The organism is Glaciecola sp. G7-5, assembly GCF_055808975.1.
The window spans coordinates 2,567,980-2,590,872 of sequence record NZ_CM147892.1 but is presented as its reverse complement, the minus strand read 5'-3'; the positions used below and the strand labels follow the sequence as shown (position 1 = coordinate 2,590,872).

Annotated in this window: 18 protein-coding genes and 1 pseudogene; 11 read left to right on the top strand and 8 right to left on the bottom strand. The window is 41.8% G+C overall.

Going from position 1 to position 22,893, the window contains the following annotated elements:
• Position 1 precedes the first annotated feature (1 nt).
• Positions 2-736, bottom strand: coding sequence for an ABC transporter permease subunit (locus tag AC0L6H_RS11395; protein WP_473389070.1), 735 nt, complete (start codon positions 734-736; stop codon positions 2-4).
• On the bottom strand, positions 733-1,677 hold the full coding sequence (locus tag AC0L6H_RS11390) for an ABC transporter ATP-binding protein (RefSeq protein ID WP_473389069.1): 945 nt from the start codon (positions 1,675-1,677) through the stop codon (positions 733-735). The genes AC0L6H_RS11395 and AC0L6H_RS11390 overlap by 4 nt, the downstream gene beginning before the upstream one ends.
• Before the next feature lie 282 nt (positions 1,678-1,959).
• Between AC0L6H_RS11390 and tsaA the strand changes: the two genes are divergently transcribed.
• The 5 genes from tsaA (at position 1,960) to AC0L6H_RS11365 (ending at position 6,533) form a co-directional block, all read left to right on the top strand.
• Positions 1,960-2,661, top strand: coding sequence for a tRNA (N6-threonylcarbamoyladenosine(37)-N6)-methyltransferase TrmO (gene tsaA / locus AC0L6H_RS11385; protein ID WP_473389067.1), 702 nt, complete (start codon positions 1,960-1,962; stop codon positions 2,659-2,661).
• A 104-nt stretch (positions 2,662-2,765) separates the two neighbouring features.
• Entirely contained in the window at positions 2,766-4,472 is a 1,707-nt protein-coding gene (locus AC0L6H_RS11380; protein ID WP_473389066.1) for a proline--tRNA ligase, read from the top strand.
• A gap of 52 nt (positions 4,473-4,524) precedes the next feature.
• Positions 4,525-4,812 (top strand): MBL fold metallo-hydrolase, encoded by a 288-nt coding sequence (locus tag AC0L6H_RS11375; protein ID WP_473394437.1) that lies wholly within the window; start codon positions 4,525-4,527, stop codon positions 4,810-4,812.
• 1 nt (position 4,813) lies between these two features.
• On the top strand, positions 4,814-5,356 hold the full coding sequence (locus tag AC0L6H_RS11370) for an MBL fold metallo-hydrolase (protein WP_473394435.1): 543 nt from the start codon (positions 4,814-4,816) through the stop codon (positions 5,354-5,356).
• Between the two features lie 241 nt (positions 5,357-5,597).
• Entirely contained in the window at positions 5,598-6,533 is a 936-nt protein-coding gene (locus AC0L6H_RS11365; RefSeq protein WP_473394434.1) for a phospholipase A, read from the top strand.
• A gap of 45 nt (positions 6,534-6,578) precedes the next feature.
• Here AC0L6H_RS11365 and AC0L6H_RS11360 read toward each other — a convergent pair whose 3' ends face one another.
• The 4 genes and pseudogenes from AC0L6H_RS11360 to guaB form a co-directional block, all read right to left on the bottom strand.
• Positions 6,579-7,256: a hypothetical protein gene (locus AC0L6H_RS11360; RefSeq protein ID WP_473394433.1), complete on the bottom strand. Its 678-nt coding sequence runs from the start codon at positions 7,254-7,256 to the stop codon at positions 6,579-6,581.
• Positions 7,253-7,933, bottom strand: coding sequence for a hypothetical protein (locus tag AC0L6H_RS11355; RefSeq protein ID WP_473394431.1), 681 nt, complete (start codon positions 7,931-7,933; stop codon positions 7,253-7,255). The genes AC0L6H_RS11360 and AC0L6H_RS11355 overlap by 4 nt, the downstream gene beginning before the upstream one ends.
• A gap of 334 nt (positions 7,934-8,267) precedes the next feature.
• Positions 8,268-9,859 (bottom strand): annotated as a pseudogene (gene guaA, locus AC0L6H_RS11350) (glutamine-hydrolyzing GMP synthase).
• Between the two features lie 98 nt (positions 9,860-9,957).
• The gene (gene guaB, locus AC0L6H_RS11345) at positions 9,958-11,427 is read right to left on the bottom strand and encodes an IMP dehydrogenase (RefSeq protein WP_473394430.1); all 1,470 of its coding nucleotides are present in this window, start codon (positions 11,425-11,427) and stop codon (positions 9,958-9,960) included.
• 151 nt (positions 11,428-11,578) lie between these two features.
• Here guaB and xseA point away from each other — a divergent pair, with 151 nt between their 5' ends.
• Positions 11,579-13,069, top strand: coding sequence for an exodeoxyribonuclease VII large subunit (gene xseA / locus AC0L6H_RS11340; RefSeq protein WP_473394520.1), 1,491 nt, complete (start codon positions 11,579-11,581; stop codon positions 13,067-13,069).
• Positions 13,070-13,325: 256 nt separating this feature from the next.
• The gene (locus AC0L6H_RS11335) at positions 13,326-14,330 is read left to right on the top strand and encodes a hypothetical protein (RefSeq protein ID WP_473394429.1); all 1,005 of its coding nucleotides are present in this window, start codon (positions 13,326-13,328) and stop codon (positions 14,328-14,330) included.
• A gap of 107 nt (positions 14,331-14,437) precedes the next feature.
• On the opposite strand, the gene AC0L6H_RS11330 is transcribed toward AC0L6H_RS11335, so the two are convergent.
• Positions 14,438-15,550, bottom strand: coding sequence for an Ig-like domain-containing protein (locus AC0L6H_RS11330; protein ID WP_473394427.1), 1,113 nt, complete (start codon positions 15,548-15,550; stop codon positions 14,438-14,440).
• Positions 15,538-17,433, bottom strand: a complete 1,896-nt coding sequence (locus tag AC0L6H_RS11325; protein WP_473394426.1) for a BNR-4 repeat-containing protein — start codon at positions 17,431-17,433, stop codon at positions 15,538-15,540. The genes AC0L6H_RS11330 and AC0L6H_RS11325 overlap by 13 nt, the downstream gene beginning before the upstream one ends.
• Before the next feature lie 387 nt (positions 17,434-17,820).
• Between AC0L6H_RS11325 and AC0L6H_RS11320 the strand changes: the two genes are divergently transcribed.
• The 4 genes from AC0L6H_RS11320 to AC0L6H_RS11305 all read left to right on the top strand — a co-directional run bounded on the left by AC0L6H_RS11320 (position 17,821) and on the right by AC0L6H_RS11305 (position 22,834).
• Positions 17,821-19,122: a TonB-dependent receptor plug domain-containing protein gene (locus AC0L6H_RS11320; protein WP_473394424.1), complete on the top strand. Its 1,302-nt coding sequence runs from the start codon at positions 17,821-17,823 to the stop codon at positions 19,120-19,122.
• Positions 19,049-19,249: a hypothetical protein gene (locus tag AC0L6H_RS11315; RefSeq protein ID WP_473394423.1), complete on the top strand. Its 201-nt coding sequence runs from the start codon at positions 19,049-19,051 to the stop codon at positions 19,247-19,249. The genes AC0L6H_RS11320 and AC0L6H_RS11315 overlap by 74 nt, the downstream gene beginning before the upstream one ends.
• A 134-nt stretch (positions 19,250-19,383) precedes the next feature.
• Complete coding sequence (locus tag AC0L6H_RS11310) at positions 19,384-21,255, top strand: TonB-dependent receptor domain-containing protein (RefSeq protein ID WP_473394421.1); 1,872 nt, start codon at positions 19,384-19,386, stop codon at positions 21,253-21,255.
• A gap of 40 nt (positions 21,256-21,295) precedes the next feature.
• Complete coding sequence (locus AC0L6H_RS11305) at positions 21,296-22,834, top strand: VCBS domain-containing protein (protein ID WP_473394420.1); 1,539 nt, start codon at positions 21,296-21,298, stop codon at positions 22,832-22,834.
• The last annotated feature ends 59 nt before the right edge of the window (positions 22,835-22,893 follow it).

The following is a 22,893-nucleotide window of genomic DNA, read 5'->3' as shown; positions in this document are numbered from 1 at the left end:
CTCAATTAGCCTTCTTCTTTTCAATAATGACGTAACCAGCAAAAAGCCATACGGTAATGCTCACGCAATAAAATACTACATCACTTAATACCACGACCCCTTTTGCCATATTTTGAAAATGACTTAAAAAGCTGAGCGCTGCAATGGCATCAATAACACTGTTTGGCGCCCAAGATTGGAATAAAGCAATCACCACCGGCGAGCCTGCCAATACAAAAACAAAGCAAATAACAATCGCTAAAATAAATGCGACGATTTGACTGCGCGTGGTAGCCGACATGCAAATACCGACCGCTAAATACGCCCCCGACATTAACCAGCTTCCAAGGTAAGCCGCCGCAATAATGCCGTTGTCGGGATTTCCTAAATAATTGACCGTCAACCACAATGGGAAAGTAAACAACAAACATAGACCTAGCATTGTCCATGCTGCAAAAAACTTACCCAACATGATTTGCATCGTTGTAATAGGTAGGGTCATGAGTAACTCAATACTTCCGGTATTTCGCTCTTCGGACCACGCGCGCATCGCAATTGCTGGCACAAGAAACAAATATAACCAGGGGTGAAAGTCAAAAAAACTGAGTAAGTCCGCTTGCGAACGTTCGTAAAAACCGCCAAACATAAAGGTAAACACACCAGACATAATCAAAAATATAAGGATAAAAATATAGGCGACCGGCGTGGCAAAAAAGCTTGCGAACTCGCGTTTAAAAATAGTCAAGGTAGCACTCATTGTGTAGCCTCCGCACGCTCAACAGTGGTGATTTCTCTGAACACTTCGTCAAGTTGCACTTGCTCTGGGTACACCATATCAACCGGCATATGCTGAGATTGAATATGCGCCGTCACTTGCTCAAGAATGTGTCGTCCTGGCTCAGCAAACACGGTCACTAGGTTGGTCTTTCTGTCGTGTTTCATGTCAGCAACGCCATCTAACTCAAGCAATCCTGAGATGTCACTTAAGTAGCTTAATTTTAAGCTTACCGCATTGTGCAAAGGAGATTGCGCCTTTAAGACTTCTGGCGTATCGTCAAAACGCTTTTTTCCTTCCGCAATAATGATGACACGATTACAAACTGCCGATACTTCTTCAAGGATATGAGTTGATACGATAACTATTTTGTCGGCTGATAATTTACGGATCAGCTCGCGAACTTGATGCTTTTGATTTGGATCAAGACCGTCGGTAGGTTCATCTAGAATAAGGATTTTGGGATCGTGGATAATCGCTTGAGCTATCCCAACTCTGCGCTTAAAGCCTTTGGAAAGCATGTCGATTGCTTTGTTCATGACAGCGTCTAAGGCAAGCTCAGTACAGACCTTTGCGATGGCTTGTTTACGCTCGGCTCGCGGGATTCTTCTTACTTTGGCAATAAAATATAAAAACTGATAGACCGTCATGTCACCATAGGCAGGTGCGCCTTCGGGCAAATAGCCAATTTGCTGTTTAGCGTTTACCGCTTCGCTTTTTGCTTTAGTGTAAGCTAAGCCATTTACTTCAACTGAACCTGATGAAGGAGCTAAAAATCCTGTCAACATTTTCATGGTTGTCGATTTACCAGCACCATTGGGGCCTAAAAATCCCACTACATCTCCTGGCAATATTTCAAATGATAAATCATCCACGGCGCGATGCTTACCAAATACCTTGCTCAGGTTTTTCACCGAAATCATACACTTCCTTTATAAATCTAGCCCATGTATATGCTGCGACAGGTCACGGACACTACACATTTATTTATAGATGATTGTTGTTTGCACCTATCAAGTATATGTTAGGTGCGCTTGCTTACACAAGATTAGCTTTGTATCGAGATGTTGTTTTTGGGGCTACAAATCAATATATCAAGTAATAAGCGAATACTTAATAGGCTATAATTTTACAAGCGCCCATTAAAAATCAGGAAATGCGAACTATGCAGCTTACCCATACCCGACCTTATTAAGAGTGATTACATGAACCATGCATTAACATCAATTGGCCATATATTAACACCTTTCTCACAAAAGTTTTCAATTCCACGGCAAGGAATATCTCTTAGTCCCGCTAAAGGTGAAATCGTATTTAGTGGTGAAATAGATATAACGCAAGCCTTACAAGGCATTGAAGACTTTTCTCATCTTTGGCTACTGTTTGTATTTCATGAAAATTTGGCGAAAGGTTATAGCGCTAAAGTCAGACCGCCACGTTTAGGAGGGAATAAAAAGCTTGGTGTTTTCGCTACACGTAGTAGCTTTCGCCCCAACGCAATTGGTATGTCTGTGGTAAAAAACCTAGGTATACAAAATAACAAACTGTTAGTAGGTGGTGTTGATTTGCTCACAAACACTCCGATCATCGATATAAAACCCTACATCCCCTACGCGGATAGCGTGCCCGATGCCTCGGCAGCCTATGCCCAAAATAAGCCAGTCGCATTGCTAGAAATAAGCTATTCAAAGGAAGCAAAGCAAGCCCTTGGCTATTTCGAAAAGCAATATCCTGACTTACCTGAGCTCGTTGAAAACTTGCTCTCGCAAGACCCTCGACCTGCCTACAAGAAAAATAAAGTAGATGACAAAATTTATTTTATCCAGCTTTGGGATATAGAAGTAAAATGGCGAGTCATCGAAAATTATATAGAGCTTCTCGACATTTATTCTGCGGCAAAGGCATAAAAGCCGGGGAAAAATCATATAAGTGCACATTTTCGCTTTTGTCTGCGCCTGCACACTGCTAATATTCTGCGCATTAATCACAGACGGCTTATATTCATTACATTATGCGTACTACTCAATATTTATTAGCGACTCAAAAAGAAGTTCCCAGCGAAGCTGAAGTTATATCTCACCAACTTATGTTGCGTGCCGGCATGGTGCGAAAACTTGCTTCGGGGCTTTATAGTTGGCTTCCTACGGGCTTAAGAGTGTTAAATAAAGTCAGTAAAATTGTACATGAAGAAATGGTACGCGCGGGCTCAATAGAAATTAACATGCCGGTTGTGCAGCCTGCAGACCTTTGGCAGCAATCAGGCCGCTGGGAAGAGTATGGTCCTGAATTATTACGCATCCAAGACCGCCACAAACGTGATTTCGTTTTAGGCCCGACTCACGAAGAGGTAATCACCAGCTTAGTAAGCAATGATGTGAGTAGTTACAAGCAACTTCCGTTAAACCTATATCAGGTACAAACCAAATTTCGTGATGAAGTAAGGCCGCGCTTTGGTATTATGCGCTCACGCGAGTTTATTATGAAAGACGCCTACTCTTTTCACTTAACACCCGAATGCCTCGATACAACTTATCAAACGATGCATCAAGCTTACTGTAATGTGTTTGACCGCATTGGCTTGGAATATCGTCCCGTTATCGCTGATTCTGGTTCTATTGGCGGTGCGGTATCGCATGAGTTTCATGTCTTAGCAGAATCAGGCGAAGACGATATCGCCTTTAGTGACGCTTCAAACTATGCCGCTAACGTTGAACTAGCTGAAGCAATAAGCACATCGAGCCTAAGTGACGCCACTCAAGCACTTGAGAAAGTAGATACTGGCGACGCGAAAACAATTACTGCAGTGTCTGAACTTCTGAGTATTGACGCAACACAAACCGTAAAAACGCTGATTGTAAAAGCAAGTGAAGAAGTAGAAGCTGAATTTATTGCAATTATACTTCGAGGCGATCATCAGCTAAATGAAATCAAAGCAGAAAAACACGCTTGGATTGCCAGTCCATTGGAAATGGCAGAAGAAAGTGAGGTCCTTAAGTTAGTGGGCTGTGGTTTTGGTACCTTAGGGCCTTTAAACCTCCCTATGCCAGTATTGGTAGACAGAAGCGCTGCGGTTTGTAGCGATTTTGTATGTGGTGCAAATGAAGCTAACACGCACTTTACTGGTGTCAATTGGCAACGCGACTTAGGTGAAATCACGATTGCCGATTTGCGCAAAGTCGTTGCGGGCGATCCCTCACCTTGCGGCAGTGGTACCATCGTCATTCGTAAAGGCATAGAAGTTGGCCATATTTTCCAACTTGGTGACAAGTATTCAAAAGCAATGAATTGCGGCGTGCTAACCGAAACAGGAAAGCATCAGGTATTGCAAATGGGATGCTACGGTATTGGGGTCTCGCGTATTGTGGCAGCCGCAATTGAGCAAAATAACGATAAATACGGTATTATTTGGCCAGAGGCAATTGCCCCATTTAAAGTGGTCATAGTCCCGATGAATATGCACAAATCCCACCGCGTCAAAGAAGTAGCTGAGAAAGTTTATAAAGATTTGTGTGACGCAGGTATCGAGGTATTGTTTGACGATCGCAAAGAAAGACCTGGTGTCATGTTTGCGGATATGGAGCTAATTGGCGTTCCTCACAGCATCATAATTGGGGAACGAAACCTCGATGAAAAAGCGCTCGAATACAAAAATAGAGCTTCTGGAGAAAAAATAATCTTGCCAATTGATAATGTTGTTGCGTTTATGGCCGAAAAATAACTAAGACATATTTTCGACACGAGTAAATAGTGCAAACAGTTAAGGCAATTTGGTGCGCATAAACTTTTATGGAGTGCGCGGCTCTATCCCAACCCCTGGCGCAGACACACTGCGCTATGGGGGTAACACTGCGTGTGTGCACGTTGCGCTGTCAGATGATACCAATATTATATTAGATGCTGGAACAGGTATTCGTTCCTTAGGTAAAGTCTTAGCAAAAACTGATTCGCCCATTCATATTCTATTGTCTCACAACCATTGGGACCATATTCAAGGCTTCCCTTTTTTGTGCCTATATACATGCTTGGCAGAAAAATATCGGTTACCCCGGATTAACTGAAATGAAGCAGACAGATGCTTTCTTACAGCAAATGACTGGTTCTTATTTTCCGGTACCGAAAGAGGCCATTTCGGCTGATATTGTCATTGAAGAATATGTACAAAACGAATGGCTCATCGGCTCTGCGAAAATTGCTCGTTTGCCCATTAATCATCCAGGCGGCGGCAGTTGCTACACCATTACCGAGGGTACTAAAAAGGTAGCCTATGTTACCGATAATGAACTCTACCCTCCGTATAAAAAAAGTACTGACTTTTTAGATTTTGTTTCCTTTGTAAAAGGTGCCGATCTTTTAATACACGATGCTCAATATGTTGTTCAAGACATGCCGGCAAAATCGGGCTGGGGACATTCCGTCGCTGAAGAGGCTATAAAATTAGCTTTAGCTGCTGATGTAAAGCAACTTGCACTGTACAGTCATGATCCAGAGCGCAGCGACACAATGGTTGATGACATTGTAGAGCATGCCAATTTAATTATAGAAATGGGTGGTGGCACTACGCAGGTTATGGGAGCGAGTGAAGGGCTTGTTGTTGAGCTTTGATTAGGCAAGCGACTTTTTAAGCTCATTCCACTACCACGCAAAGCGTTAACTTAAGATATTCTTCCCTTGCTATTTCAGGTATCATTCTAAGTATTTTCTAGTCGCTCTTCAGTATTTCTAAGCGGCTACTTTCAATTAATACACAAGGACAGTACCTTGATAAGATTGTTACCTCGTTTTGCATTTTCAATAGTATTAAGTGCACTATGTATTCCCTTATCTTTTGCAAATGCGCAAAATAATGAAACAAGCGCTGACACCCCCCAAAAGCGCGCAAGTAAACCCAGATGATAAGGATACAACGCTTGTCACCGAAAGCTACGACCAAGATAGTTTGCTGCCACTACCCGTCGTAAAGGAAGTGAGCAAGGCATCGATGTTAGCAATCAAAATTGAGAATGAACGCGATGCTAACCGGAATTTATTTTCACTCGTGCAACATCGCCAAAATTATTTACTGCCATTTAGTTTTTCTTCAGAGCCAAATCCAGTAACCCTCGATGGCATTGGTGCAGAACAAATTGATGACTTTGAAGCAAAGTACCAAATTAGCGTAAAAACACCGCTATGGTTGCAAAAAGATGACGTTTCGGGGGTATATTTCGCCTTTACTGCCGTTTCATTTTGGCAATTGTATAACGATGAAACATCCAAGCCATTTAGAGAAACCAACTATGAGCCTGAAGTGTTTTATCAATTCAATAGTGACCTTTCATTGCTTGGTTACAAATTTAATTTGTTGCGTGTGGGGCTAAACCATATGTCCAACGGTCAATCAGGGCTTAAATCGCGCAGTTGGAACCGCATTACGGCAACAGCTTTGTTTAGCGATGAGAACACTGCATATTATTTACGCACCTGGTATCGTTTACCTGAAGATGCAAAAACATCTGAACTAGATCCTCTAGGTGACGATAACCCTGATATTAATGATTATTATGGCAGAGTTGAACTGGGCTTTGGCTTGCAATTGGGGGATTTCGAATTTTTTAGCAGGCTGCGCAATAACTTGTCTTTAAAAGATAATCGCAGCGGCATTGAAGTAAACATGACCTACCCTTTTAATACCCGCTATGACTTGTTGATACAATTATTTAGTGGCTACGGCGACTCTCTAATTGACTATAATCGGCATCAACAACGCATTAGTATAGGAATGCAAATCAGGTTTATATAGCAGGCTAAACCTTAAAGCTAGCCTGCTATACCCCATTGTTTCGTTCTATTGTGTCACTTTTGCCTTGGTTATTGGGTCAAAAATATGTGCCACTAAGTAGCGATACTTACCCTCGGAAATAAATCGAGGGTCTTCTAAATCTAATCCTAATCTTAAACCTTCAGCAGACGATTCAGACGCATGGTAGTTGACCAATAAACTTATGGCCTGTAGATTCTTTTGTGAGTTACTCGAATGATCCCAAGTGCTTTGATAGGTATTATGCCAAATATGCGCACCATCAATAACCTTAACTAACTCTTCATAAGGAGTTAAGAAAACCACGACATTGTCGCTACCCTTCTCAGCTCGTATTTTGTCAATCGTTAGATTAAGTGCTGCGTTTAAATTTTTAGCATTTAAACGGCCGCTGCGCTTCTCGAATAAGCCGCCAACTTCCCCTGCACTTTCATTAAAGTGCGCTTGTGCCATCGAATGTAAATTATTAAGCCCATTTTGCGTCGCATAATTTTGCACATCTAAGTCAAAAGATTCAGTATACGGAAGAAATTTGTCTGCTTTCGCGGGTGGCAACCAAACATAAATGACATGATTATTGTAAAGTTTTGCCTCATTAGCATAGACCTTAGTTTTATCATCAATTCTTGGGTCAATCGGTATTCCAGGGGTCATTTTGCAGGCGCTGATACTTAGTAGCATCAGCATACAAATCAACAGCCTCATTTTTTACTCGCCTTGTGACTGGCCAGATCGTCAAGCGCAATAATTAATGCTTCTTGCAATTCTTCTTCATTCTCAAATAATTTACTAGGCTCTTTGTATTTGGCTTCACCGTTCTCGTCAAACCTTGCTAACAACTCGATACCACCGGCCCCTAATGATAATAGCGTGTTTTCTTTATCTCTGAAACGAATATAAAACCTGGCGCCAGGCAAATACCCTGTTTTGTTGACAAAAAGAGACCCCAACACATCTGATGCACCAACACCGTCTTCAAGATAATCTTCTTCTTGTCCCCACCATTTGGCTTTATACCCGGTTAAAAAGTTATTGTCGAAGTTTGCTCTAACCACGTCAACACCGATAAAAACAAAGGCATCAACACCAGCCTCTTCGCTAAAGGAACTAAGGGCCTGAGTAAATAGTTTAGTATCTAGCTCCTCGTTTAACTGCCCCGTGTTTTCATTGTAGAGTCCTTGAGTGTTTTCAACTAAGGTGTCTTTGATTTCATATATGCGGTCCGCATTAACGACCGAAAACCCTTTATCTCTTAAGGCATTTTCAACACGCGCTTGATAAAAAGATTCGAGAGTTTCCTGATGACTATCTAAGCCATCACGCGCAGCAAGTGTGATTACACCCAGGCTAGGAGCCTTTTGTACCAACTCATTAGTATTCATATACTTAGGGCTGGATTTACATCCAGTTAATAGGAGTATGATTGATATAAAAAGAATTTTGGAAAACCGCATATTATTGAGTCCTTGTAGAGCTTATCCATTAATGACGTGCTTTTAAATTACGTGTACTACGAAATAAATGTTCACGCCTTACAACAAAAAACAAAGTATTCACAAAATGCTCGATCACGTCAAGCCAACTCTCCCATAAACAGTCAAGTTTAAGAATGAGTACATAAATATTTCCCATAAAAAATGCCAATAGGGTTGGCTATTGGCATTACATTCAATGGTTTTTGTTAGGAAAGTATTTATTTTATAAACGCTTTATTTACTATTCCCATTCAATGGTCGCAGGTGGTTTTCCTGAAATGTCGTAAACCACCCTAGAAATACCATCAACTTCGTTAATGATTCGGTTAGACACCTTGCCTAAAAACTCATACGGTAGATGTGCCCAACGAGCGGTCATGAAGTCTATGGTTTCAACTGCTCGCAAAGACACCACCCAATCATATTTACGCATATCCCCCATTACGCCAACCGAACGCACGGGTAAAAACACGGTAAAGCTTGGCTTACGCCATGGTAAAGCTCATGACTATGCAGTTCTTCGATAAAAATGGCATCGGCTTTACGGAGTAAGTCACAATACTCTTTTTTGATTTCGCCTAACACGCGCACACCTAAACCAGGTCCTGGGAATGGGTGGCGGTATAGCATGTCGTAAGGAAGTCCTAACTCAAGCCCAATTTTACGTACTTCATCTTTAAATAGTTCTCGTAGTGGCTCAACTAAGCCCATTTTCATGTGTTCAGGTAAGCCACCCACGTTATGATGCGACTTAATTACATGAGCTTTGCCTGTTTTTGAACCGGCCGATTCGATAACATCCGGGTAAATGGTGCCTTGCGCTAGCCATTTTGCATTACTTAGTTTGCTAGCTTCTTCATCAAATACATAGACAAACTGATTACCTATGATTTTGCGCTTTTTCTCAGGATCCGTTTCCCCTTCAAGGGCATCTAAAAAGCGTTTTTCAGCTTCTATCTTAATTATGTTTAAGCCAAAGTGGTCGCCAAACATGTCCATTACTTGTTGGCCTTCGTGTAAACGAAGTAGGCCGTTATCAACAAATACACAGGTCAACTTATCGCCAATCGCCTGATGCAGTAACATCGCGGTAACCGACGAATCGACGCCGCCAGACAAACCGAGAATAACTTCGTCGTCTCCTACTTGCTGTTTAATTCTAACGATTGCATCTTCAATGATTGACGCTGGCGTCCACAATGCTTCACATGCGCAAATTTTCATCACAAATTGTTGTAATATGCGTAAGCCTTGCTTGGTATGTGTTACCTCTGGATGAAACTGAACCCCATAAAATCGTTTGGCATGATTAACCATTCCAGCGTGAGGACAACTTGATGTTTTAGCGATTGTTTCAAAACCATCTGGCACTTCAATTACTTTATCGCCGTGACTCATCCAAACATCCAACAAAGCATTTCCCTGAGGATTAATTTCATCTTCTATTTTGTCAAATAAGTAGGTCGCACGACTTATGCTAACTTGAGGTAACTCTACTTGCGCATATCCAAACTCTCGTAAGCTTGAGCCTTGCACTTTGCCACCCAATTGATGCGCCATTGTTTGCATACCATAGCAAATACCAAGTACTGGGACACCCGCATTAAAGACGTACTGAGGGGCCCTTGGAGAATTAGCTTCGGTTACCGACTCAGGACCGCCAGATAAAATAATGCCATCGGGCGCAAACTCTCGGATATATTTTTCGTCAACATCCCATGCCCATAGTTCACAATACACCCCTATTTCACGCACACGCCTTGCTATTAATTGCGTGTACTGCGAACCGAAATCAAGAATTAGAATTTTTTGACTATGAATATTAATCGACATTAAGTGTCCTAAAAATAAAGTACCTTTGTGCTTAAAAGGCACAAAGGGAATAAAAATTACGCTAAGAAAATTCGTTGTAAGCTAGTGAAATATTAGCACTAACCTAATCGGTAATTTGGCGCTTCCTTGGTAATGCTGACATCATGCACATGTGACTCACCCATGCCTGCTGCCGTTACTTTCACAAATTTTGGTTTGGTGCGCAGTTCATCTATCGTCGCGCACCCCGTTAAGCCCATCGCAGAACGCAAGCCACCTAACTGCTGATGAATGATAGTAGAGATTGGACCTTTATAAGCAACACGCCCCTCTATACCTTCTGGCACTAGTTTCTCTGCATTGCTGATGGTTTGAAAATAACGATCTGATGAGCCATGGCTTTGATTCATGGCACCTAAGGAGCCCATACCTCTATATGACTTATAGTAACGCCCTTGATACAACTCTACTTCGCCCGGTGCTTCCTCTGTTCCTGCAAGCATGCTTCCAACCATTACAGAACTTGCGCCAGCGGCGAGTGCCTTTGCAATATCACCTGAGAAACGTATACCGCCATCAGCAATCACCGGTATCCCTAGTTTATCAATCGCGGATACCGCGTCGCTAATTGCTGTAATTTGGGGTACGCCGCAACCTGTAACAATGCGCGTTGTACAAATTGAACCGGGGCCTATACCTACTTTGACCGCGTCTACGCCTGCTTCAGCTAATGCTAACGCACCTTCTGCTGTGGCAACATTACCTGCAATAATTTGCAAATTTGGATATTGTTTACGTACTTGCTTTACGCGCTCGATAACACCTTGCGAATGTCCATGCGAAGTATCAATAAGCAAGACATCTACGCCGGCATCAACTAAGCCTTTAATACGTTCTTCAGTACCCGGCCCTACGCTTACCGCAGCGCCTACTCTAAACCGGCCTTGTGCGTCTTTACATGCATTTGGTTTATTTTTGGCTTTTTGAAAATCTTTAACGGTGATAAGACCACAAAGTTTGAAGTTGTCATCAACCACCAAAATCTTTTCTATGCGATATTGGTGCATTAAATCCATGACTTTATCTGGGCTTGTATTGGCGGTAACCGTGACCAGTTTTTCTTTACTCGTCATTACTTTGCTAACAGGCTCTTCTAAACGGTTTTCAAAGCGAAGATCACGACCGGTGACGATACCAATAAGGTTGTTTTCACCATCAACAACCGGGAAGCCCGAATAACCCATTTGCTTGCTCAAGGCGATAGTCGCGCCTATGGTATCGCTGGCACTCACGGTAACAGGGTCAATGACCACACCGCTTTCGTATTTTTTTACCCGTAGAACGTGTTCAGCTTGTGCTTCAGGGGTCATGTTTTTATGCACAAAACCAATGCCACCTTCTTGAGCTAAGGCAATTGCAAGTGGCGCTTCGGTGACCGTGTCCATAGCAGCAGACATAAGGGGCATATTTAAGGTGATGCCGCGGGTAAGACGTGTTTGGAGATTTGCCATGTGTGGCAGAACTTCGGAATGACCAGGTACTAAAAGTACATCGTCAAAAGTAAGTGCTTCTTTATCGATACGTAACATGCAACTTTACCTATATACTAGTGGCTTAATTGCGGTGCGATTGTAGTATTTTTTCATATGCAGGTAAACTACATTTGCGCATTGTTTCATAAAAATGTTTAATAATGTGATTATTCGCTCACCCAACCCTGAAAAGGTAATAAATAAACGCATGTTTGCCGTTCCCCAAGAAATAAAAATCATCAGTGTAACTAAGCTAAATCGATTCGCCAAACAAGTACTCGAGAGCGAAATTGGGCAAGTGTGGGTAAGCGGCGAAATATCAAACTTTACTAGAGCGGCCTCTGGGCATTGGTATTTTACCTTAAAGGATGACAAGGCTCAGGTGCGCACGGCCATGTTTAGAGGAGCTAACCAAGGTTTAGGCTTTATCCCGAAGCATGGTGACAAGGTTATTGTAAAAGCCAACATTAGTTTGTATGAGGCCCGCGGCGATTATCAGCTGATTGCCGTATCGATGGAGCCCGAGGGCATAGGACAATTAAAACAAGCCTTTGAAGCGCTCAAGCAAAAATTATTAGCTGAGGGTTTGTTTGCACACGAAGTTAAAAAAGCCCTACCAACACAAATCAATAAAATTGGTGTAGTCACGTCACCAACGGGTGCTGCAATACATGATATTCTGCATGTATTGCAGCGGCGTAACCCAAGTATAGAAGTCATTATATATCCCAGTATGGTGCAAGGCGAAGGTGCAGCAGCAAGTATAGTCAAACAAATAGAGCGTGCTAATGCTCGCGCCGAAGTTGATGTTTTACTGGTAGGCCGCGGCGGTGGCTCATTAGAAGACTTATGGTCGTTTAATGAAGAAGTTGTTGCACGGGCTATTTTCGCCTCTGATTTGCTTGTAATATCTGCGGTAGGGCATGAAGTTGACGTCACTATCGCTGACTTTGTTGCCGATGTGCGCGCAGCAACCCCCTCAGCGGCAGCCGAATTATTAAGTGATGACAAGCAAGTACTCGAAAAAAACCTTAATGAACGCAAGCGGATGTTGATGCGCGCACTCAACGACACCTTGGAACAAAAACGCAGTGATTCACTGGCATTGACCCAACGCTTGCATACTCAGCATCCTAGTAAAAGATTGAATCAAAACAATCAACAGTTTGATTACTTACACGCGAGGCTGATGCAGCAACACCCTGCTAAGCAAATAAAAATAAAGCAAGAATCTTTGCTGTATCTGCGTCAACGTTTGCTATCACAACACCCTCAATTGTTGCTAAAAGAGCATAAAGCAACATTAGAAAGCTTAAGACAGCGCCTTGCACAAGCGATGCAAATACACCTAGCTAAGGCAACAAGCAAGGCTGAAAGTAGCGCAAAAAACATGCAATATGTGTCGCCGCTCGAAGGTATTAAGCGCGCACAACTAACTAATTCAGAACGCAGCCAAGACTTGTTCAATGCGATGAAGCAGTCCTTAGCAATAAAAAAACAAAGTTTAAGTAAAACGAGCGCACTCCTCGATACTGTAAGTCCACTAGCAACGCTGTCTAGAGGTTATAGCATTACGCTAAGCGACAATAAGTTGCTCAAGTCGGTAGATGATGTTGAAGAAAATCAATTAATTACCTCTAAGTTTGCTGATGGTGAAATACAGTCGACCGTGACAAAGATAAAGCGCGAAGCTTCTTAAAACTTATATCTTGGGCAGAATAAAGCACTATTGTTGCTTATATTCTGCTTCAACAGCCCTTTTTTGTGTTTTAACAAAAGCGTCAATTTATTGACACCCTCCCTAATATCTGTCATTTTGTCTTCAGTGAATATCTTATGAAGTACTGATGTTGTCGTAGGTTTCGTGTGAATATTTTAAAAATATTGACAGCAAAACCACAGTTTAAGAAAAATAATTAACCTCCTTGAGGTTATATGCACTGGATGTAAAACTTATGCCTTACTTGCTTGCGGGCAGTTTGTGTTTCCTTATTGGGATCACCTCTGCTTATGCCAAATCTGAGATACCTATTTATGCGGCTTATGTTAGTGACGAGCTTGCAAGTGAATGCCAAGATTCAAAACAAGCTAAATGTCAGTTAAATACCTTTGATGGTGATGCACTTTCGTCTTTAGTAAGTTCCCTTCCTAGCAGTCTTTTAATTGAAGATGCACTTAGCGTTTCTGAGTATGAAGTGCTCATAGGCAATGGAATTGTTAACATTGACCAAGACACACAAAAAGGCGAGCTTGTACTAGAAATCACTACGAGCTGGCGCCAAGTTCCTATAGATGACTTTAATCTGCGCTTACCCACTAGCCTAAAGCATGCTGATGAAACGGCAAAGACGATATTAAGCCATTGGGCTGAACATATCGAAAAAAATTATATTTTGGAAGCGGACCAAATATACCAAGTACTTGGTGCAAGCGATTATGGCAGCGAACTACAGGTGCCTGATAGCATCGGTGATTTTGTTAAATTGCAGTCAGCGGTTTATCGTGACCCATTACTTGGCAGTATCACGCGTTACACACATCCTCGTTTCGACACTGCGGTAGTCGATATCTCGGTTTACCCGTTCTCTCCGTTTCTGACCTCGAAATTAGCCGATGTTGAGAGCGATAGCCCTTTGCAGTTAGAGATGGCAAATGAACTAAATCAAATAAAGCAATTAATCACGCAAGCCAATATCAATGATTTTAAAATCTCATCTATTAGCGAAGCCGTTATAAATGTTAATAACGTTAAGATTGAAGGTTTGCGGCTTGAAGTGCTGATGCACTCCGATACCGACCCCATTTACAGCACGCAATACCTCTTCCAACAAAACGATAAAATCATCAAGCTCACGGGCAATTTACCTGAATTTATGATGAATGCGCTAGTGACTGAATCCTTACCGAAAATAAAAGTTCCTAGTGAGTCATCATTTATGCGCAGCCTAAGAGCTGGCTAAGTAAAACCATAAAATATGGCACCAGCCAGCGATTGCGACTCTTGAATCATGGATTGATAAGCATCAAAGAAAAGACCAATGATGCTTATCCTATTTACGCTTAGATTTTAGCGTGACCTTCTTATAACTACTAGCAATGCTAGCATTACGAGCAACAATGGTGGAAGCGAGCCACCCGATGAAGCTGATGGTGTTGCGGGACTAGGTGGCGCAGGAGTAGGCGTTGTCGCTTTAGCAGTAACAATAATTTGAGTTGTCGCTTCGGCTTGTAAGTCCTGACTGTCAGTTGCAATTACTTTTACGTCATGCGTACCGACTGCTAAAGAAGATAAACCTGCCATTGCTTTTGTCCACTGGTAAGGCCCAGCAGAAAGCTGCGCTACTTCAGTATTATTAATAAACAAAGTCACATGTTTAATCGTACGAGAATTCATTGGCGAAGATGCATTGACGGCAATGGTTAGTTCAGCATAATCTTCTTCAATCGTTTGTGCTCCTGCACTAAAATTAACGACTGGAGGCAAAATAGTTTCTTGGACGATAAAGTCGGCGAGGGCTTCGACAGATAAGCCCGCACTGTCGGTTACAATTGCTTTGATAGTATGATTACCCGTTGGAAAATTGAGTAATTCATTACTCAATTCGTTGGTATGCCCCCATTGATATGGGGCAACAGACTCGACGCGGATGAGGTTGTCATTTATATACAACTCAACTTGCGCAATAGTTCGGTCAGCGACGGGGGTAGATGCATCAACACTCAACGAAAAATTGCTGTAGTCTTCCATAACTTGGTAGCCATCTTGAGAGAATGCAACGTTTGGCATCGGGTCGATAATTGACAATGTAGCTGAAGCCTCTGCGGTGTCCCCCTGACTATCCACGACTGTCGCTTTTAGGGTATAAACCCCTTCATCTAAACTTTGCAAGCCAACATTCTCATTTGACCAACTATAAGGTGCAATGCTATCTGCAGCAACAAGCACGTCGTCTATATAAAGGCTGAGCTCTGAAATTGTTCGTAGGTCATCAGGCGTATTCGCATCTACTTCTATATTTACAGTATCGTAGCCAACTAGCAAAGTGATGTTTGACTCCACAAAGTCAACGTTTGGTGATCCATCCACTATGTTGATTGTCATAGTCGCTTCTGATGTTTCACCAATATCATCAGTAACAAGCGCCTTTATAACGTAGCTACCTATGGCTAATGTTTGCAAAGCCGTTTCACTTTGAGTCCAAAAAAAGGGGCGGTATCAAGGCTTGAAACAAGCTCATCCTCTATATACAAAGCGACGCTATCAACGCTGCGATCATCATCTTGAACAGAAGCTTGTGCAGAAATCGATAAGCTTGTATAACCTTCTACTAAGGTCATTTCAGATTGTTCAAAGGCCACTTCGACTTTTGGAATATCCAGGTCAATAATTTGTAGGTACAGTGGCAACGCATTGCCCTCGCCTCGTTCCATTAGATAGTAGTAAACCTTACCGTCGTCAATATAAATGGTACCGTGAGCAAATAATGGCCCATCGGTCTGTTCATAAACTCGGCTAAACGAATTTGTACCACCTTTTGCTACTTCAACGTATGGCTTGCCGTTATTTAGGCCAATAACATAAATGTTATTACCCGCGGTATATATAGATGTCGCACCAACAAACTCAGTATCGATGATAAACTCATCAGCTCCTGCTGGTTTATACGAATGGATATATACTTTTTCAGGTGTTACATCTGCGAAGCCATATTCTTGCGCTTCAGATGACGATCTGTTGGTTTGTACGAGGCTTATAATATGGATATCACCGCGTGCTGTTACCGTCCAATCAAAATCCTGAACAATATATACTGAATTGGGTTGTTCATGACTAATGTAGTCACCTGGCTCAAATACTTTTATTTCGTCAGAGTTAACCAGTGGCCAAGTCATTTGTTCACCTTTATGGTTAAACCATTCGCCAAAACCTTCTGGATGATCCGAATACGCATAATAAACACCATTTTGGTACTTATATTTGTCATCATTGTCACTGCTACGTTGTTGGAAACCAACACGTAACTTACCATTCAGGTATTTCATGTTGCCATATAGGCCCCAGTTGTACTCATTACCTTTTGTCTTTTGATTGTTCTCATTAAATTTAGTAAATGTAGACCATGTTTGTGTTTCAGCGTTATAGCGGTTAAATAAATAAGCACCATTATTATTACCGCCTAAGCGCATATAAAGGAGCAAGGTACCATCGCTTGTTTTAAAAAACTTAGGATAGGTTAAGCGAGCAAAATTACCCTTATCGGCTAAATCGCCAGTCATTGTTAAGTGTTTATAATCATCATCTCCTTGACTGACAGCGCTTGTGTCTTTCACAAATTTATCCAACGTAAACTCTTCGTCTGCTAAGTCAGCAGCACCAGCAATACTGAAGGAATAGCGGAAAAAGTCGTCTTTAAAATTTCCATCGTGGTTATTATCGTCATAGGCATGCATATCATAAACCATATGAATAGTGCCATTGAGTGGGCTAACAGCTAGCCCAATGGTATTGTGCGACTCTCCAATTAAAGGGTTACCTCTGAAACCGGTATGACGATGAGGAAACTCAATATCTACCGTTGACCCTGTGAGAGTATTTAAACGGGTTAGCATCACGTGTCGGTCATCTTTACCGCCGCGATACCAAGTCATAAAAACAAAGTGCTTATATGTTTTTACAGAATCTCCATGTGCTGAAATACTCCGTCCAAAGAAATAGTCGTATTTTTCTCCAGTATCGGCCTCATCTACATTTCCGTAATCCAAATCAGCACCATCAAAATATAATCCATTATCGGCAATTTTAACTTGAGATTCTAAATTCACTTGCGCGTTAAGGTTTAGCGAAGCCAGTGAAAGCCCAGTAAGCAAGTACACAAACAACCTATAAGTGCACTTTGAGGAAACTTTGCTGACTACCAATACCTTTTTTTGAAAAGTGTTGATTAGCCCTTGCAGTAGTATTCTAGTTAGATTATGAGATGCGGCAATGCGACAAAAAATGTCCAAAGTATGCGCCTGCCATTTATAACCTTCAGCGCCATGCCATTGCGTTCGCTTGTTCATTTTTATGCCTCATTCAATTTAATATTAATTTTAGTTGCCAAAGGATTAGTAGAAAGCCCTAAACCTTGTGTCGAAATTTGTGATCAAGTAAAAATTGTTCTAACTAAATGAATTAGCTCAGTAATGAGATAGAGAATATATGTTGACCTTTACAAAAGTTCTTTATTTACCCACCCAAACTACATACGTCATTAACAATCATTTTAAATCTCAACCATATAATAAGGCAGTTTTAGCTCGTTTAACACAAACAATATGAGTCTTTTTGCACTTATTATTAACAATGATGCAATAAAATGACTGCTATTGCAATATGATGCTCATTGCGTTAACGTATCGTTTACAAGATAACAAAGTCAGTAACTATTATTCAAAAGCGAGTCGCTCATGGGAAAAATCAAAAGAAGTAAACTAAATATTAGTCATCCGTCGAAATTGCTCGGCTATTCAACGGGTATATTAATGACGCTATTTGCACCGTCATTAATCGCCCAAGAAGTCCAGACTGCCATTGAAAGTAATAAAGAAGTAAGTACACAAGCAAGTACTGATGAGGAAAATGCTCTAGAAGTCATTGAAGTAACTGGTGTACGCGGTGCTTTAGAAAATGCCTTGAACATAAAACGTGAAGCAGACTCGATAGTCGATGCCATTTCAGCAGAAGATATCGATAGTTTACCAGCTCTAGATTTAGGAGAAGCCTTGCAAGCTATTCCAGGCATCCAACTAAATACTGAAGATGGGTCCAGAAACTCCGAAATTAATTTGCGCGGTCTTCCTGGTGGCTATGCGAAAGTCACGGCCGAAGGTCAATCATTCTCTACTCCTAGCCGTAGTATGGGTGTTGTGGGTAACTCAAATCCATTTGGTGCATTTGAAGCCGGTGTATTTGACGGTGTTACAGTCATCAAAGCACCAACTGCAGATATACAAGAAGGTGGAATAGGTGGCGTAATAGACAAAAAGCTACAACGCGCCTTAAGCAAAAAAGATGGTCGATATTCGGTTAGTTTGGGCACCCGTTACGAAGAATTAGCTGATAACTTTGACAATACGTTTAAACTTTCAGCATCAAAACACTTGATAAAAGACAAATTAGGGATTGCATTTAAGGTAGCAGCGTCTGAACAAAACTTTCGTCGTGATACAGCTAACTTTACGCAGTATACGGCGTTAAACACAATCGAAAATAACGCGGTAAATAATACGACTTTTATCAGCGCCGAAGATTTAAATGCCTATAAAGCTCAGTACGGTATAAACGACCCACTTGCGATAATAAAAGTCGTAGGTAAAGCAGGCCAAGTAACTGAAAACTCTCGCGGCGATCGAATATCGGCTACCGGTAATATTGAATACAGACCCTTCGACGCATTAAAAATAGGCGCTAACTTTCTTTTTACCAAACGTGATCTTGGTGAAAGTAATATGGAAGATGTGCAATTTTCGATTGGCAGAGACGATAATAATGGGAACCTAGACACCCAACGCGTGACTCCATTGGGCGCTCCGATTCAATTAACTAACAATGCAAACCCCGAGTATGACGCAGCTATTCATCATCCAGATTTAGCAACTATTCCTGTTTATGCCATTACTCATGCAGAATTTACTAATGTATCGTGGTCGCCTGCTAACCGTTTATCATCAAGCAAAAGAAGAAGCGAAAGGTGTTTTCCTCTATGCTGACTACCTAACCGACAATTGGCAAATCGATGGCACCGTGAGTGTTTCTGAGGCTGACAGTGAAGGTATTAATACTGGTTTAGATGTACGTCACTCGGAAAAAGAAGAAATCAATATTATACCGATTTAGACAATGGAGAAAGACTGAACTTCGCACCGACTGGCATTAATGGTGTCATAAATACAGGCAATGGTAACTTAAGTAATGCATCAGCCAGTCTCAGCGGTTTTGAAGACTATCTGTACTCCGATGTGAATGGTATTTTGAGTCAACTAGACCCAGAAACGGGAGAGCTTATATACGATTTAGGTGACAACTCTTGGAAACGTTTTGCAAATGGCTGGTCAGCTATACCGCTTACTGCTTTTAGTAGCCGTTTAGACCCAAAAATCAACCCTGGTGATTTAAACGATTTCCCAGAGGGCTATTTCACGGCTGAGCCTGAAGTGTTAACAGCAGAGCAATTGGCCTTGCTCACCCCAGAAGAGATTGCAGCAAGACAAGAACAAAGTGAGCAAAGAGCCAGTGAAATTGCTCAGATAGGCGGTAAGTCCTTAGATTATTATGTAAACGGCCGAGTGGTGCGTCCAACGCGTGAATTTGAATCTGCTGAGCTTAATTTTAAACGTTTTGTAGATATCGGTAACGACAAATTCCTATTAACCAGTGTTAAGTTTGGTGGGCGCCATTCTCGCGAGACTTTGGTAGTTGAAGATTTACGTGTAGGTGGTGGCGGTGCTAATTTATCACAGCTCAGTAAAGAGGTAATATTTAAAGACAGATTATCTTCAGACGATCAAACTGTTTATTTTAACGGCGACTATAACGGCCACTACGGCACAGGCGAAGGCTGGGCGGTATTAGATTCAAGAAATCTCGCACCTCTAGTTCAAGATGGTATGCAACCTTTAGACCCTGAAACAGGTGAACCAGTTGAAGATTACGATATTGCGACACCAACGGGCTTCCCTGTTAAATTAGAAAACGCCACTACATCACCGGCGTTTGGCTTAAATCAATTCTATCGTAACAACTTTTCCGCAGACCAAGCCATTAATGCTGTGTATATAATGGGTAAATTTGAAGGTGAAATAGGCGATATATCATACTCTGGTAATGCTGGCCTTCGTTACATCGAAACAACCAACGATGTTATTGGTCAAGGTTTTGATGATCAAGGTAAAGGTATCGCGGTATTGGTAGAAACTGACTACGACAATACTTTGCCATCATTTAACGCCGCATTTGAATTAACCGATGATATTGTGCTTAGAACCGCGTATTCAAAAGCGCTTGTGCGTCCTAATCTTTTATCTCAAACCCCTAGCCCAAGAAACGATAATGGTAGAGCGACCGTAAGGCTAGAAAATGCGAAAGCAGAAGTACTACCTTACACCTCTCAAAACTATGATTTGTCACTAGCTTGGTATAACCGCGAAGGCTCAGCCATTTCTATTGGCGCTTTTGTTAAAGACATTGAAGGACAAATTCAAACTCAAACGATATGTCCAATTGGCGACGAGGCAAAATGGGAGGTTGGTGCACTTGAACTAATCGACGATGGTTCTTCAGATGGTTTGTGTCAAGAAATCGGTGAGTTTGAAACTGACCAAGGTGACATTATTTCGAATCGTAGGGTGACTATTAGAGAAACCTTCAACAGTGATATCCCGATTAAAGTCACCGGTTACGAATTAGCAATACAGCAAAAACTAGACTTTTTGCCTTATCCTTGGAACGGTTTTGGTGGCGTATTTAACTTCACTAAAATTGACTTAGATGAAGGCGGCGGTCAGCCAATGACGAGAATTGCGCCCTATTCAGGCAACTTGATTGGCTACTACGAAAACGACGGATTTAGTATTCGCTTAGCCTACAATTGGCAAGATGAAAAACTATTAAGTGCTGGTGGAAGCACTAACTTCTTGGGCAGTGACGCCCGTACTCAAACCGCCGGTGGTCGTTTAGATTTAGCTGCGTCATATAGAATTACCAAAAAATTACGGGTGAATGTCAGAGCATTCAATCTTAATAACCGTCAAGAGTATGAGTACATAGGTGGCAATGAAAAAGCGATAAGTCGTATTCGTTACGCGGGTCGCATTTATACCGCAAATATTACTTACAGCTTTTAAGCAAACATAAGACGAAAAGATTATTTATAGGACAATTGAAATGAAAAAAGAAATACTAGTTTTGTCTGTGATTGTTGCCCTTTCTGGTTGTGATCTAGACAATAGCGAAGCAAAAAAAGTGCCCGCTGATTTTAATAATGAATTTGCTACACAAGTAGGTTTCGATGGCGCAAGTGGCGAAGGATTTGAAGTTACTGTCACTTATGGTCACGGTTCTGCGTCAGGCGTAATTGGCGTTACAGACGTTAATTTTGGCGAAGCAGACCCTGACTACACATTGGTTCCCGAAGCTGCTTACGGCACGTTTACCATGAACGAAGCTGATGACGGTGCATGGACCTATGACTTGGATGAAAGCTTATCAGAAGTGATGGCATTGCAAGGTAATCCTTCTTCATCACTCACCGACACCCTTACTATCACCTCGCTAGATGGCACGACGACAGACCTAAACATCATCATAAATGGAACTGCAGCAGATAGCCCAGCACAGGTAAGAGGCGCTTTGGTTGCCAATGTCTCGTTAACAGATACCTTAGGTTTTGGTAAAGCTGAAGTATATGATGAAAATTTCCAACAGTCTGTTTTCAAAGATGTTAATGAGTCAGGCTTCGAGGTTGTTGCTCAATTTGGTACCTTTACTATTCAACCTGATGGCCGTTGGCAATACGAAGTAGATAAAAGGCATCCTGATTTACAGACCCTTGTTACACCGGAAGATTCTACTCAAGAAACCTTCACAATTTACACAGCAGACGGAACACAAGTCGAGTTTACTGTCAATGTTACGGGCGCGCCGTTGAACTTTGCGGTTCAAATTCCAAGCGAAACCGATTTAACTAGCGTGTTTGCTATTGATTTTCTGTATGGAGGCATTACGCCATCCGATGTGAGCGATGGTAAAATCTCATTTAGAGCAAAATTGACTGAAGATATGCTGACTTACGGCAACTTAGGATTTACCTGTGCCGCATGGAATGGAAATGTTAACGGTGGTGGTGATAACCGCCGCGTTGCTCAGTTTTACATGCAACCTGACGACACCTTTGAAATGTGGTCTGCTGAAATTAGTCCTGGAGGAAGCTATCTAAATGGCGCTGCTGACTATGCGAGAAATGAAAACAACCAGTTTATTACTGAAAAGGTTGTGTTTGACCAAATGCATATAAAAGGTGAATGGATGGACTTTGTTATGTCTTGGAGATTCAACGATGCAACAAGTTTGACCTACTTAACCTTATCCATTAACGACGAAGCAGCGTCTTCACCACATGGCGCAATACCGGATGATCCAACACAAGAAATTGTCGCGCAAACGGTTGCAGGTTCAAGACTTTACAAATGTCTTGATGAAGCTAGGTTTTATGTCAGAAGTGACGCCGACAATGGCGGCGCAGGCGCATTGCTAATCGATGACATCAAATTCTTTACTGATATAAATGCTGACGTACGATTTGACACCCCTGACTTTGAAGAAAGCTTTTCAAATAATTCAGATGGTGATCCCGTCAAGGCCTCAGGCGAGCCGCGTTATCAAAACGTCACTACTGATAATATTTTAGTTATCAGAGACCTTTAAGCAAACATAACAAACAGAAAACGTCGAGTGTCATAAAGTACTCGGCGTCACGAAAAGTT

Coding starts and splice junctions, on each gene's coding strand:
- AC0L6H_RS11365 (WP_473394434.1), top strand. CDS start 5,598: ATGAAACAAGCGCTGACACCCCCCAAAAGCGCGCAAGTAAACCCAGAT.
- xseA (WP_473394520.1), top strand. CDS start 11,579: ATGTTTGCCGTTCCCCAAGAAATAAAAATCATCAGTGTAACTAAGCTA.
- AC0L6H_RS11320 (WP_473394424.1), top strand. CDS start 17,821: ATGGGAAAAATCAAAAGAAGTAAACTAAATATTAGTCATCCGTCGAAA.
- AC0L6H_RS11380 (WP_473389066.1), top strand. CDS start 2,766: ATGCGTACTACTCAATATTTATTAGCGACTCAAAAAGAAGTTCCCAGC.
- AC0L6H_RS11305 (WP_473394420.1), top strand. CDS start 21,296: ATGAAAAAAGAAATACTAGTTTTGTCTGTGATTGTTGCCCTTTCTGGT.
- AC0L6H_RS11315 (WP_473394423.1), top strand. CDS start 19,049: ATGTATCGTGGTCGCCTGCTAACCGTTTATCATCAAGCAAAAGAAGAA.
- tsaA (WP_473389067.1), top strand. CDS start 1,960: ATGAACCATGCATTAACATCAATTGGCCATATATTAACACCTTTCTCA.
- AC0L6H_RS11370 (WP_473394435.1), top strand. CDS start 4,814: ATGAAGCAGACAGATGCTTTCTTACAGCAAATGACTGGTTCTTATTTT.
- AC0L6H_RS11395 (WP_473389070.1), bottom strand. CDS start 736: ATGAGTGCTACCTTGACTATTTTTAAACGCGAGTTCGCAAGCTTTTTT.
- AC0L6H_RS11325 (WP_473394426.1), bottom strand. CDS start 17,433: ATGAACAAGCGAACGCAATGGCATGGCGCTGAAGGTTATAAATGGCAG.
- AC0L6H_RS11360 (WP_473394433.1), bottom strand. CDS start 7,256: ATGAGGCTGTTGATTTGTATGCTGATGCTACTAAGTATCAGCGCCTGC.
- AC0L6H_RS11390 (WP_473389069.1), bottom strand. CDS start 1,677: ATGATTTCGGTGAAAAACCTGAGCAAGGTATTTGGTAAGCATCGCGCC.
- AC0L6H_RS11355 (WP_473394431.1), bottom strand. CDS start 7,933: ATGAATACTAATGAGTTGGTACAAAAGGCTCCTAGCCTGGGTGTAATC.
- guaB (WP_473394430.1), bottom strand. CDS start 11,427: ATGTTACGTATCGATAAAGAAGCACTTACTTTTGACGATGTACTTTTA.
- AC0L6H_RS11335 (WP_473394429.1), top strand. CDS start 13,326: ATGCCTTACTTGCTTGCGGGCAGTTTGTGTTTCCTTATTGGGATCACC.